Annotated in this window: 10 protein-coding genes and 1 pseudogene; 4 read left to right on the forward strand and 7 right to left on the reverse strand. The window is 41.3% G+C overall.

Going from position 1 to position 12,659, the window contains the following annotated elements; genetic code table 11:
- The first annotated feature begins 152 nt into the window (after positions 1–152).
- A complete protein-coding gene (locus NXS97_RS21255; protein WP_116219923.1) occupies positions 153–1,274 on the forward strand; it encodes a Gfo/Idh/MocA family protein in 1,122 nt (373 codons plus the stop codon).
- Between the two features lie 72 nt (positions 1,275–1,346).
- On the opposite strand, the gene NXS97_RS21260 is transcribed toward NXS97_RS21255, so the two are convergent.
- From NXS97_RS21260 to NXS97_RS21270, 3 genes are all read right to left on the reverse strand, one after another.
- Positions 1,347–2,177 carry a glycosyltransferase family 8 protein gene (locus NXS97_RS21260; RefSeq protein WP_112900170.1) on the reverse strand — a complete coding sequence of 277 codons (831 nt, stop codon included), beginning with the start codon at positions 2,175–2,177 and terminating at the stop codon, positions 1,347–1,349.
- Positions 2,178–2,194: 17 nt separating this feature from the next.
- Positions 2,195–3,577, reverse strand: coding sequence for a D-arabinono-1,4-lactone oxidase (locus NXS97_RS21265; protein WP_042676366.1), 1,383 nt, complete (start codon positions 3,575–3,577; stop codon positions 2,195–2,197).
- A gap of 67 nt (positions 3,578–3,644) precedes the next feature.
- Positions 3,645–4,286 carry a TetR family transcriptional regulator gene (locus tag NXS97_RS21270; RefSeq protein WP_112900171.1) on the reverse strand — a complete coding sequence of 214 codons (642 nt, stop codon included), beginning with the start codon at positions 4,284–4,286 and terminating at the stop codon, positions 3,645–3,647.
- Between the two features lie 428 nt (positions 4,287–4,714).
- On the opposite strand from NXS97_RS21270, the gene NXS97_RS21275 reads away from it, so the two are divergent.
- Positions 4,715–5,086 (forward strand): CesT family type III secretion system chaperone, encoded by a 372-nt coding sequence (locus NXS97_RS21275; protein WP_116219924.1) that lies wholly within the window; start codon positions 4,715–4,717, stop codon positions 5,084–5,086.
- Between the two features lie 672 nt (positions 5,087–5,758).
- Here NXS97_RS21275 and NXS97_RS21280 read toward each other — a convergent pair.
- Positions 5,759–5,989 carry a hypothetical protein gene (locus NXS97_RS21280; protein WP_042676491.1) on the reverse strand — a complete coding sequence of 77 codons (231 nt, stop codon included), beginning with the start codon at positions 5,987–5,989 and terminating at the stop codon, positions 5,759–5,761.
- A 527-nt stretch (positions 5,990–6,516) separates the two neighbouring features.
- Here NXS97_RS21280 and NXS97_RS21285 point away from each other — a divergent pair.
- Together NXS97_RS21285 and NXS97_RS21290 are read left to right on the forward strand one after the other, a co-directional pair.
- Positions 6,517–7,490 (forward strand): annotated as a pseudogene (locus NXS97_RS21285) (integrase core domain-containing protein).
- Between the two features lie 365 nt (positions 7,491–7,855).
- A complete protein-coding gene (locus tag NXS97_RS21290; RefSeq protein ID WP_181134481.1) occupies positions 7,856–9,139 on the forward strand; it encodes a cellulase family glycosylhydrolase in 1,284 nt (427 codons plus the stop codon).
- A gap of 282 nt (positions 9,140–9,421) precedes the next feature.
- Here NXS97_RS21290 and NXS97_RS21295 read toward each other — a convergent pair whose 3' ends face one another.
- The 3 genes from NXS97_RS21295 to NXS97_RS21305 form a co-directional block, all read right to left on the reverse strand.
- The gene (locus NXS97_RS21295; RefSeq protein WP_042676492.1) at positions 9,422–9,808 is read right to left on the reverse strand and encodes a hypothetical protein; all 387 of its coding nucleotides are present in this window, start codon (positions 9,806–9,808) and stop codon (positions 9,422–9,424) included.
- Between the two features lie 18 nt (positions 9,809–9,826).
- Positions 9,827–11,938 carry a hypothetical protein gene (locus NXS97_RS21300; protein ID WP_116219925.1) on the reverse strand — a complete coding sequence of 704 codons (2,112 nt, stop codon included), beginning with the start codon at positions 11,936–11,938 and terminating at the stop codon, positions 9,827–9,829.
- A 202-nt stretch (positions 11,939–12,140) separates the two neighbouring features.
- Positions 12,141–12,659: a CDP-archaeol synthase gene (locus tag NXS97_RS21305; protein ID WP_042676495.1), complete on the reverse strand. Its 519-nt coding sequence runs from the start codon at positions 12,657–12,659 to the stop codon at positions 12,141–12,143.

Raw genomic sequence — 12,659 nt, forward strand, 5'->3', positions numbered from 1 at the left:
TTGACACCGCATGTCAGCTTAAAACATGGCATCGCGTTAAACGCCTACGATTGTTCTTTATGTTCGTCACATTTATTTCATTTTTAGTTTGAAATGCCTATAAATGGAATTTATATTTCATTTCAACTTTTCTCTGTCCGCCCGGAGTTGAAATGAATAAAGTCAGAATCGGCATGATAGGCAGTGGGTATATTGGCCGCTGCCACGCAATCGCCTATGCCCAGGCCCCTGCAGTGTTTGCGTTAAAAGGGGAGATCGTTCGTGAAATGCTGGCAGAGGTGAATCCCGAACTGGCGGCAAAGCAGGCTGCCACCTTTGGGTTTGCCCGCGCCACGGGCGACTGGCGCGAGCTGGTGCGCGATCCCAATATTGATGTGGTCGACATCTGTGCCCCCAATTTCCTTCACAAGGAAATGGCGCTGGCCGCAATCGCTAATGGTAAACATGTCTATTCTGAAAAACCGCTTTCACTGAACGTTGCGGATGCTAAGGAAATGGTTGAGGCTGCAACAAAAGCCGGGGTGAAAACGCTGGTGGGCTTTAACTACATGAAAAACCCCACCAGCCAACTGGCGAAAGAGATCATTGCGCGAGGCGAAATTGGCGATGTGGTGCATTTTTACGGCACGCACAACGAGGACTATCTGGCGAAACCTGACACGCCGCTCGACTGGCACTGCCAAAAAGCGTTGGCCGGACTGGGTGCTCTGGGCGATCTGGCTGCGCATATCGTTAATATGGCGCATTATCTGATTGGCAACATTGCGGAAGTCAGCGGTGATATGATGACGGTCATCCGGTCGCGTCCCGATCCGAACGATCTCAACCGCCAGTTGCCGGTCGAGAATGAAGATCAGGCCAGCGCACTTTTGCGTTTCCAGAACGGGGCGCACGGCGTTATTGAAACCTCGCGCATCGCCTGCGGGGCCAAAATGGGTCTGACCTATGTCGTGACGGGAACGAAAGGGACACTGCGTTATACGCAAGAGCGGATGGCAGAGCTTGAACTCTATCTCCACGATGAACCTGCAGAACGTCAGGGCTTCAAAACGATTCTGACCGGGCCCGCCCATCCGGACTATGCCAGTTTTTGTGTATCAGCAGGGCACGGTATTGGCTTCAACGATCAAAAGACAGTAGAAATTCGCGATCTGATCAATGGTATCGCCGCAGGCGACCGCATGTGGCCAGATTTTGCCGAAGGTCTGCAGGTACAAAAGGTACTGGAGGCGATCGCGCAGTCAGCAACGGAACGGTGCTGGAAGGAAGTCTAGGTCATTCGTTATAGCAGACTTAACGCCGATCAACCGGATGCGCGCCTGCTGAAGGCCAGGCGCGCCGCGTCATCAGCGGTCAGAAACTTTGTCCCACCACAGCTTATCCATCGCGTAGTAGCGGTCACGCTGACTTACCGGCTGTGACAAATCCCGCTGCCAGGGTTTAGCCAGAATATAGTGCAGGTTCTTCACCTCTTCACATTGCCACAAGGTCTCATGCTGAAAGCGCAGGGTTTTCAAGGCGTTGTAAATGTAAGACAGCGGTAGCCACTTATCTTTAAAGGCTTCGTTGAGTAAGTCCTGCTCTGAAAAGGTGTACGCGCGCAAATCATCGATGGCGGCAATACGCGATTCAAGGTCCTGAAAGAGGGCCTCATCCGGTTCCAGCACCAGGAACCCGGCATTCAGATAGTCATCAACGTGTTCCGGCGGTGCCTGCTCCCACTCCTGCCAGGTATAATGGCAGAACTTGGGCTCCCAACTGTCAGGATAGGACGCAATCTGATTAGGATTACAGCGACAGGCATGGCAGGCGGCAAGGGTGAACTCACCCAGATCCAGTGTAAACAGCTCATCCATATTTTTTAAGATGAGCATGTCAGCATCCAGAAACACCACGCGACGATAATCGGTCAACTGCCAGGCGCGCAGTTTTGTCCAGACCTCACCAAAGCGTTCAGAGGCGTAATGCTGGTTCAGATCGCTGTGCGGATAAAGCGGGTCAACCCGACGGATAAGGCAACCCTCATCCTTAAGGGTTTCACAGTCGTCATGGCTTATCGCATCGGTCACCATCACAAGCAAAGGCCAGCGCGTTTGGGTTTGTTGCAGTGAACGGTGCAGCGCTTTTACGCCCACCAGGTAGTCCGGTTGCGTCAGTAACGTTACCCAGGCAAACATAGCATTCCTTCTCTGAATTATTTAAACAGCGCAGCGGTATAGTCGTTGCTGAAGCGATTGCTGGGATCAAGCCGTTCACGCAGGGCGCGGAAGCGATCCCAGTGCGGATAAAGATCCCGCCAGTGGTAGAGTGAGGCATCGTAATATTTGCCCCAGTGCGGGCGGCCACCTTCTTCAGCCAGCAGTTTCTCAACTTCGCTCAGGAAGTGCAGGCCTGCCTCAGAAAGCGATCCATCATCAGCGTAATACACGACAAAACCAAAGAAGCAGGTCGGTTGGTCGAAAGCGGGGCTCAGCCAGGCGGAGGAGGCACCGGTGCAGCGCAGGATGATGGGATAGTGCATGTGTGGCCGGTTCTCGGCATACCAGCGTTTGATTTTGCTGATAATCGCCGGGGTACGTTCCAGGGGAACGCCGATCTCTACGTTGATCTGCGGTACGGCAATACCGCGACAGAACAGTTGATAGATATCCCCGGTAACGTCAGTAAAATCGCGGAAACGCGTGACGGTACTAAATTGTTTACCGCCTTTACCGTGAATCTGTGTATCGCGATGCATATGCTCCAGCGTCTGTTCAATCGTCTCGTTCAGGCTGTCATCACCTTCATCGGCATGCTCCACCACTTCGCGTCCCTGTTGCTCGTAACGCTGGATCTCGTCGTCGCTGGCCTGATGCGCATTCCAGACATGCATGATGTTGTCGTCGACAAACCACCAGACTTTACTGAGTGCGTAGTCTTCATTCCAGCGCAGCAGATCGCTTTCCAGAGTGTCTGCGGAGACCGCATTCTTGTGGCAGGTGAAGATGCGGAAAGGCTGGGTACGCAACGTCACTTCGGTCACAATACCCAGCGAGCCCAACGACACCAGCGCCGCGGCAAAATCGTCATCACCGCGCGACAGTTCCCGCACACATCCATCGCTCAGCACCAGTCGAATCTGCTCAGCTTCATCCGCGATGGAACTTTGCTGCAGGCCCTGACCGTGCGTACCGGTTGCCATCGCGCCTGCCAGCGTCTGCACGGCGATCACCCCCGGCGACGAGGCCAGCATCCGGTCCATGTCTGTCAGGGTGCGGTAGATGTGTTCAAGCGGCGTGGCGCCTGCAAAGGTGACACTGTGAGCATCGCTGCGGATCAGGCCCGTAAAGGCACTGAGATCCAGCAGCAGATCGTCGGGATGCACAGCCAGCATTTTGCCGGGCGAGTAGGTTTTACCCATCACGCGCACTTTGTTGCGGGCCTCGCGCAGCAACTGCTGCAGGGCAGCCTCATCGGTGGGGCGGTTTACCTGTTGTTGCGTACCTATTGGCGCATTCTGGGCCCAGTTCCAGAGTGTATTGTCGTGAGGATCACGTTGTGTCTGGCGAAGCGGATAAAGGCTGGTGTCTCTTCTCAAGCGGCTTTCCTTACTTAAGTTATATTATTAATACTTATTAAGCTTAGACTATCGCGTTGAGCGCTTCTCACGCCTGCTGTGAGCCAATGTAACGCAGGGTTGCCGTGACGGCGAGCTGACGATTACGACGGATGATGGCGTCTTCATTCTCATCCCGACTAAACAGCGTGTTAAAGGTGAAGCGGTTGGACACCTGATGGACACAGATACTGCTGATCAGGCGATGCACGTCCAGTGTCTCAATCTCTTTGATGAACAGCCCCTGTTGTTGTCCCCGACTCAGAATATCATCGAGTAAATCCAGTGCGCTGCGGTTCAGTTGACTCAGGCGGGCAGACTGCGAGATGTAGCGGCCGCGAGACAGATTTTCCATGCAGATGAGGCGCACGAAATCCGGGTGGGAAACATGGTAATCGAAGCTGGATTCAACCAGTTTGATAATGGCCTGCTCAGGGGCAAGGGAAGCCAGATTCAGGCCGGTTTCATGTTCCCTGATCTGCTGATAAACCTGTTCCAGTGCATCAATATAGAGCTGCTCTTTATTGCCAAAATGGTAAACAACCATCCGTTTGGTGGTCTGAGCGTTTTCAGCAATGTGCTCCAGACGGGCTCCTTGCATGCCAAACTCGGCGAAGGTGGTCAGTGCGCTCGCAAGAATGCGTTTTTTAAGCCCCTCAGGGTCGTTTTTGCGTTTCATAGTGTCCGACATAATGCTTAACAGGGCGCCCGATAACGATAAAGTGAGACGAGAACATTAACATAGCGTAAAAAAATGTTAGTTACACTTAAACAAAATGAAGATTAATAAGTCAGGTCTGGGACAACAAGATATATCATGTGCTGGACATATTAAGCTTCTGGACATATTAAAATTTCACATATTAGCTGTTATATTGAGGGGGGTGAATCACTGTGAAATTAGAAATGCAAGCTAGAGACTGAAATTAAACGAGCTGATTTACAAACTCAAGTCTGGCGCTATGATGCTAAAAATGACGCCCAGCTAATATGTCTGGGTTTATTTTATAAAAATATAAGTACTGGCTACTACCATGTGCGAAAAAAAAACACAAAAAAATGGAACCTTATCAAGAGAGAAGACACACAAAAAGTATACTTAAAGTTAAGTGAAAAAAAATGATTGATGAAGTACTGAGAGAGCTTGGTGTGGATGTAAACACTATTGAACCCTGTCAAGGCGAGGTGTATGCATTAACAATGAATGATGGAAATGAAATAAACTTACATATTGATGATAAAAATTGGTTACATGCAATGTCTGAGTTTTCATGTAGCGTTGACGAAAAAGGGAATATGTATAAACAGTTAGCATGGTTCAATGACTTCAATGTGTCACATCCACAACTTATCATGGGTGTGAACAGAGATAACGAAAAGATAGTTCTTCACAGCCGCTTTCACTGTGAAAATACGAACAGAGTTAAAGTCATTGAATTTTTCGAGGTATTCACTCTGAAGTTAAATGAGATTAAAAATTTCTTTAATTGATAATCTGTCTGAAATTATAATACTGTATTTATCTTGCATTATTAAGTGCAGTTTTTATAAAGTAAGTATTAAAATATGTTTAGATAAAGTGAAGTGTGATGATTTATCAGGAATGAAGAACATTGAGTGCATCCTGATTAGTTGTTACAAATGTATGTATATGCAAAAAAGATGAATTAACGAATGGGTACTGTTGACGATTTATCAAAAAAAATAGACTGTCTGATCGGTGGTATTGCTTGTGAGAGATTAAAAAAAGGGTTTGAAGTTAACCTTGCCGACGTTATTAGCGACCTCTATATACTAAGTCAGGCAACAGATAACTGGCGTGAACGGTCTAGGTGTAGATTGGCAATAAGAATTTTATTAAACAGACTGAATTAATATTCGTAACGAAAAAAATTGGATGCCAGAAAGGAGTGGCTGAATGCTTTTAGATAGAAATATGAATTTTAGTATGTAATAACTCGCATTTGATTGAAAAATTACATACGTCATTTTATAGCATAAACCTTAAGCCAGAGAAGTGGAATGAGGTTTATGCTAATTTTCAAAATATCTTTTTTAATTTTATAGAAAATAAAAGTCAGAAAGGAAATACGCTATCTTTGATAAGAAAATAAAGTGCGATTAGTGTCATTAAAGATAAGTTATTATATCTTCCGAGGTTTATTATCGTGAGTGAAGTTTGTAATATGGATGTTTATCAGCAAATAATAGAAGAAGCTCATATTCAGCCTGAGAAAGCAAACTTTTTGTTTCTTTAGCTTCTCTTAACTGCCATGAGCGAAGACTAAAACCAAATCTTTCAGAAGCCTGAGCTTGTGTTAAATTCGCAGCGATCCTCAACTCTTTAATGTTCGTTTGAACAGGAATAAATGACATATAAGCGTTTCTATTCATAATTCATCCTTTTAAATTATATCTTTTTTAAAGGGTAATCCCTGATGCTGGAAAATTTTAAAACTAAATAGGGTAAGTTCTTTTATAATGTTAGTCATTAATAATGCAATAGGTCAATATCTCAAAAGGTAAAGAATAATAGAGTGATTTTAATATGAAGAAAAAATGCAAGTAATTGCACATTGGAAATAATTAAAAAACAAGCATAAAAATTTAACATGCTGTTTTTAAAAGGTTAAATTTTAAAAAGAAGAAGATGGAACAGTGGTTGATTAAAAAAACTAATTATTCAGATAGAAAATTTTCAAGACGTAGACTAGTACATGAAAATCTTTATAAAATGATTTTTTCAAGAGAAAAACTTCAAAAAATTATGATGAATTTATATAAAAAGTATGAATCTCAGAGCAAAAATGCAGGTAATTAGCAGATTCTTAACGTTGATTAACGCACCGTCATGTTTGTCATGTCTTTGTCTGTCATATGAATAAACCACTGCGAAGAAGCGTGTTTCCGACGAACACAACGTGAGTATTTGCTATGAAGCGGAAACTGGAGTTCTTGTCCGTAAACTTTGCAGTAACCACATCATTTCAGTTACCCGGTTATACACACAGCGTAATCAGTATGGCGGTGCCTGATGCCTCCCGAGGGAGAGAACAGCAGACTTAGTATGCTGCTGCTCAAGCCATGCCGAACAAGGAGGCATCCTTTGAGAATGCAGTGCCGACAGAGCTGCACCAGAAGCCGTGGAAGTTGTGCGCGAGGTTAATGGGACGTTCCTACGTCGTATCTGCAGGCTGACTGGTTTTTCCCTTAAAGCCTATCGAAATTAGCTCAGCGTCCTGCTGCTGCGGTGCAACTGTCTCTACCATCAATGTATTGGCACCTGAATGCCACAGTTTTGCTTACCGGCGTTTCTGGCAGCTTCGTTAACCACAAGTAGGACTACCGCATTTCTCAACGTAATGGGCTGAAAAATACAGAGGATGTCTTGCAGAACTGGCAAAAGAAGGTATGCCGCAGCGCTGCGCGATGGTGCAAAGTCTGAGTGGGTCAATGAATTTTGTCATGGACGCACTGGCCATCGGTAACAGATGAGTGGATGACTTCACAAAAGAATGCCTGACGTTCAATGCTGCTTTCAGGATTTCAGGGAGGGAGAGCACGCGTATTCTGGACATCATTGCACTTTGTAGAAACTAACCGAATACGATAAGCACTGATCAAGAACCGGCGTATAAATCAGTAGAGTAAACAGTGTGCAAATCTGCATGGCGTAGACCTGTACTTGATTCAGCCAGTCAAGACAGCGCAGAACGAATTTATCAAGCGTTTTAACGGACGTTTTTGCGATCAACGCCTGAATAAGGACGGGTTAAGCATTGGTTTTCACAATAACAAAGTGATGAATAACGGGTGTCAGGATTATAACAAATGCCGCCCAAACTCGGCGCTAACTTACCAGACACGATATGAATATGAAGCGGACTGGGATTAGTAGGTGATCAAACCAATACTGCTAGCTTTTCGTTACATCCAAGCTTAGGTCAAGATTTATTATAATAAACGCAACCTAAACATCCAGAAAATGAAATAAATTTCGCTCTAGTATTAAAATTCAATAGGAAAAAATTTCACTTCCATCGGAACAAAAAAACATCACTTATCCACAAATACATAGATGTAAAGCTGTAAAAATGAAATGATCGGATTCAGTGATAACAGTCATTTAAAAAGGATTTTAATAGTTATAGTGTCGTCACTATCATTTAAAGATATTGTTAGTAAATGAGAAATGAATAAATTTATAGAAGAAGTGGTTTTATAAACTTACTTTAACTTAAAGTGATTTAGGAGAAAAATATGTGTGTTAATAATATCTATAGCTCATCTTTACCAGTAAATAGCATCGATGAAGGTAGAAGAGCTATTGGTGAAGGCAATCTAAAAATTGATTTGAAGATTGACAGTACTAATAACGCACCTTCAAATGTACAGTGGGGAGAAAGTATAAAGAGCTCGACGTCATTAAATGATAAGGTGGAAAATCAAAAAGGTGAAGTGGCAAGTGATAATTTGGGTAATGAAACGTTATTTAATGAACTTCGCTCACTGATAGATCAAGCACTTAAGATGTTATCACAAATTATGCAAGGTTCAAAAAATAACCAAGATGAAAATTTTATACAAGAGCAAGATGATGATCGGTTTAATAATGATGTTAGTCAGAGTACAGATGATATAACAGATGACGATATTAATCAGAATGTAAATTCATATGAAAAAGGCAACGTAGACTCTTTTGCTAAGAAAGATTCGAGTGGAATAAAAGGTGGGGCAAATACAGTACCAGACAGAATTTCATCTCCGCAAGCTGCAACACAAATGGTGCGTGATGTCAAAAGTGCTGGAGGGCAAACGTTACGCATTCAAATGACACATGACCAAATCAATTCACCGCAGCAAATGGATAAGCTAAAAGCATTAGTCAGTGAAGGTGACAAACAAGGAGTAAAGATTCAATTTACATTTAGGGATAATGCTAATGGCGGCGGAGGAAATATTCTCAAAGATGATAAATTGCAACAAGCCGCATCGGATATTAAAAATGTTGTAAAATCGCTGGGGCATCATCCCAGTTTTGTTCTAGATACTTTTAATGAAGGTGGACGTTCTGCAACTAAAGATTGGGCTGATATGCAGAGCACGCTAATCAAGTCTGCTAGAGACGCAGGTTATAAAGGTCAGATAGTAGTGGAGGACAGTAACTGGGGAGGCGGCCTAACTGAAGGTGGTGAAAGTGGACTCATGAAATATGCAGAACAACTAAAGCATGCGAATGGCAATAACCCAGATTTAATTGGTAGTATTCACGAGTATGGCGCTGGATCAGATGCGACAAGTAGGCTAACCAAAGAAATTACAGGTCTAAAAGAAGCAGGCTTTAAACCACAAATTGGGGAAGTTGGAAATGCTAACTGGGTTGGAGGAGATAAGTTTGAAGAAAGAGATGGAGCCATCAATGCAGTTAAAGGAAATATAGATCTCCTTAAAGAGGCCGGTGCCACTGTGCTTCCATGGATGGATCAATTTAGGAACGGGAAAATAGAACATAAGGTAGGTTTTTCAAAAGAAGATCAATTTTGAAATGAAATATTAAATAAAATTTATTTATGTGTCGATTATAAAACTAACCACATATAACTTATGTGGTTAGTTGTTGTAAACAAATTTGGTAAAACATACGCAAAGGAAATCTTATTCGTTCTGTCGAAAAAATTGATTTTATATTGTGGCACTATAAAACATTTTTAAATCACATTAAATCAGTTAAAAAAAGGACGTATGATGATGTTCTCTCTGGCACCTGCGTTTTCAAACAGTACTGCACAGAGGAAAGGCAATTATTATCAGTTATTCAAAGCAGTTTTAGTCCAACCGACTGGCGGTGTCGAAGATAGCTGAGGTAAATCGATTAGCAAGGAGGGATAACTCGTCGTCTGATAGTTTCATAAGAGAAAACTTGGTCCATAAGATAACATCCATTTCTACATTTAAACTATAAGTAATAACGGGATGCGTATTTTCGAAAGTATTTTTTTGCAAGAAATAAATCAACACATCTTCTCGTAAATATTTTTTTTTATTTTTTAAACGAGATGCCAGCATAGCATCTCCGTTATTGGACAGTGTCAAGTAAAAGAAAAAACCGTCTGTTTCTAGTTCATAGTTCAAGGCAGGAGTGATAGTTGTTATCGATATGTTCAGCGCCTCAAAAAAAGGCTTAAGTACTGACAGCATCATTTGTTCATTCATATTCTATCCTGTTAATTATTAATCTCCGAGGCTCAACCAAAAATCCGCACTTTGTAACTCATCTGGCAAAGAACCGTAAGGAGAAAGGCTCGAAAAAAAAGGTTCACTCTGAAGAGGAAGGGAGTGATTGAGTTTAGGTGTAATATAGTTTAAAAGTTGATCTACAGGAGTATTAATTAACTCTTCAAGTGTTAAAGAGTCGAAACTTACCCCATCTGGTATGCTATGAAATTTTGTAGGATCAGAGTGCTCTTCAGCACTTGAATAACCTCCGTGCTGCAATATACCTGATGTATATGAAGAGAATGTGCCGATATCATTGTTTGCTTGTTGGATTATATTCGAGTTTGTTATTGATGTTGAGGATGATAAAGGATATTCCGATTTGTCAATCAGCATCATTTTTCCTGATGTATTCGACGAAAGATTATCAAAATTTACGTCACTGCCATTATGTGATTTTATCATTTTTAAAAGATCACTGTCGATTGAGCTCAAACCAGAATTAAGCATTTTTTCGAAAGCTTCGGGTGTCATGTTAGCAATACTTTCTATTTGATCATGTAAGGCGCTATAAGGCTGACTGAATGCTTTATCATCATAAGGCGTTGAGGACAGATTCATATCATGCTTAGAATAGAAAGTCGATGTTTCATCAGGATTATGCAACAGTTCGGAGAACTTAACGATTTCATCATTACTAATGTTTTTCAACATATCATCGAGGAAAAGCGAAAATTCGGCGGATGACATTTTAGACAAAATATTTTCGAATTCAGATAAAGAAGTACTCGCTGAGGCATTATTAATCGAGGTGCTATCGAGAGAAGAAGTAAATTGATAAACGTTATTATTAACTGTATCCTGTTGAACATGTGCCGTATTATGCAAGTGGTCTATGAATGGTAATAAATTGAAATGTGTGCCATATAACCCATTTATTGATGTAATGGGATTAGGTAAGTTTGTGATGTTCTCTGTATTTAAATTATAATCGATTTGAGTTGGGGAAACCGTATTTTCCTCAAATTTACTTGAGTTGATATTAGAAGAAGAAATATTAACATCACTCGAAAAGTTTTGTGACATTTCGTCAGCTAATGTATTAGTAGTACTGTAATTACTATCATGTATATCCACAGGTTTAGCAATAAATTGTTTAGGGAATAATATTTGTGGTCTGAAGAGACCATTTATCACTGAGTTAAGATCGGACTTTTCTAATATATCTTTATTCATTTTCTCAGGAAGGTAGCGGCACCTTTCTATGATTGAAAAAGCGAGGCCCGGTAAAATATGATCCCCGTGAAAAAAAGAATTAAGCGTATTCAAGCCATTCACATGTTCATTTAGATGCTTCATTACAGTGTTTTGATCATTTTCATCAAGACACTCGAAACCTTTTAACCATTTAGGTGGATATGGAAATGCCTTTGTTATAGGATCAAAAAGATGCATTAGTGCATTTTTAGATGAAGAAACGTTTTCCAGTGGAAACGAAAACTTATAACGGCCAAAGCGACTGTGTACTTTACCTTTCTGTCCCGACTCTTCAATTGAAAAAAAAACATGATCATCTGTTGCCAACTGTTTAAGGTCAGCTTCTTGAGTGTTTGCCAAAGGAAACGCTATGCCTTTATTAAGTAATTTTTGGCGTGAAAACAATTTTGCATGACCACTTTCATCTAAAATATTTTGATTAGTTGTGTGAGTGAGTAAAAAGTTAGTTCCGAAAAATCTTTTTAAGAATACTATTTCATAGTGACTAAGCTTCCCGATTTTTTTATATAAATTACGCAGGTTATTGCCAGAAATAGACTTGACACATTTTATGCCAGTATGTGTTTTCCAATCTGTACCTGATGAAAGCATATTTTCTTGTACTTTAGCGGCGATTTTATTTCGGATGCTGAAGGTGAATTTTTTTGCAATGTTTTCTAATTTTTTATGAGTTAACTTTCCAGTTAGATGCCACTGATCGCACAACGAGTTAATGTCATGACAAGAGGGTGATGCAGAAAATATATGAGGAGGTTTATCCTCTGATTTCTCTTTTTCTTTACCTTTAGAATGTAATTGAGATTCAATGCATTGTAAATTTTTTTTATGATTTAGGTAAGGATGAAACATCTTGATCTCCTTTAAATAACACTCTCTTTTTGTGTAAAAAAAAAGGAGTTGGTTCACATGAAATATATTAATATATGCGGTTTTAGCAAAATGAGTTCCAAGTGAAATTTTTCAAATAGTGCAAACTGTGAGAAAATACATTCAAAAGAATAAACTAAATGGATAAATCTATAATTTATAATTCAATACAATTTGATGAGTCTCAAAATCGCGTCTTCTTCAAAGATAAAGCATATAAAAAATTTTTAACTAAAATAGCACTGATGATAAAAGAAATGAAAATAATAATTACTTGCAGAAAATTCAAATTGATCACGAGAGAACAGCCTGCCAGTACACCCAAGGCGGAATCTGCCTGATCGAAAAAAATGAATAATAGTCTATATCGCGTTGGTGTCACACCGGCAGGGACACCAATTTTTCTTTTGAAAAAAGAATTTGGAATTTCACCCAACATATAACCCCATCCGGTTGAAAATCCAAGAAGTAAAGATGTGTGGAGAGGTTCTTCAAGTAAATTTAAAATGACAGGGGCCACGAGTGTACTCAATAGAGGGACAACGATGAATCCTCTCAACGTTTTGTTTCTACCTAACAACTTTTCATCTATAGGTACTGCTAGAAACGAATAAAGGTTATAAGTAACAACAACCATATGCAAGCATCCTGCTATAATTACAGGAACAATAAGCAGCAAAATTGAGAAAGAAGATTCAGTCAT

Source organism: Pantoea sp. B623, assembly GCF_024814475.1.
Classification (GTDB): domain Bacteria; phylum Pseudomonadota; class Gammaproteobacteria; order Enterobacterales; family Enterobacteriaceae; genus Pantoea; species Pantoea ananatis.

What these genes read in the sequence shown, in the direction of transcription:
- NXS97_RS21255 (WP_116219923.1), top strand. Translation starts at nt 153, where the DNA reads ATGAATAAAGTCAGAATCGGCATGATAGGCAGTGGGTATATTGGCCGC.
- NXS97_RS21260 (WP_112900170.1), bottom strand. Translation starts at nt 2,177, where the DNA reads ATGTTTGCCTGGGTAACGTTACTGACGCAACCGGACTACCTGGTGGGC.
- NXS97_RS21270 (WP_112900171.1), bottom strand. Translation starts at nt 4,286, where the DNA reads ATGTCGGACACTATGAAACGCAAAAACGACCCTGAGGGGCTTAAAAAA.
- NXS97_RS21275 (WP_116219924.1), top strand. Translation starts at nt 4,715, where the DNA reads ATGATTGATGAAGTACTGAGAGAGCTTGGTGTGGATGTAAACACTATT.
- NXS97_RS21280 (WP_042676491.1), bottom strand. Translation starts at nt 5,989, where the DNA reads ATGAATAGAAACGCTTATATGTCATTTATTCCTGTTCAAACGAACATT.
- NXS97_RS21290 (WP_181134481.1), top strand. Translation starts at nt 7,856, where the DNA reads ATGTGTGTTAATAATATCTATAGCTCATCTTTACCAGTAAATAGCATC.
- NXS97_RS21295 (WP_042676492.1), bottom strand. Translation starts at nt 9,808, where the DNA reads ATGAATGAACAAATGATGCTGTCAGTACTTAAGCCTTTTTTTGAGGCG.
- NXS97_RS21300 (WP_116219925.1), bottom strand. Translation starts at nt 11,938, where the DNA reads ATGTTTCATCCTTACCTAAATCATAAAAAAAATTTACAATGCATTGAA.
- NXS97_RS21305 (WP_042676495.1), bottom strand. Translation starts at nt 12,659, where the DNA reads ATGACTGAATCTTCTTTCTCAATTTTGCTGCTTATTGTTCCTGTAATT.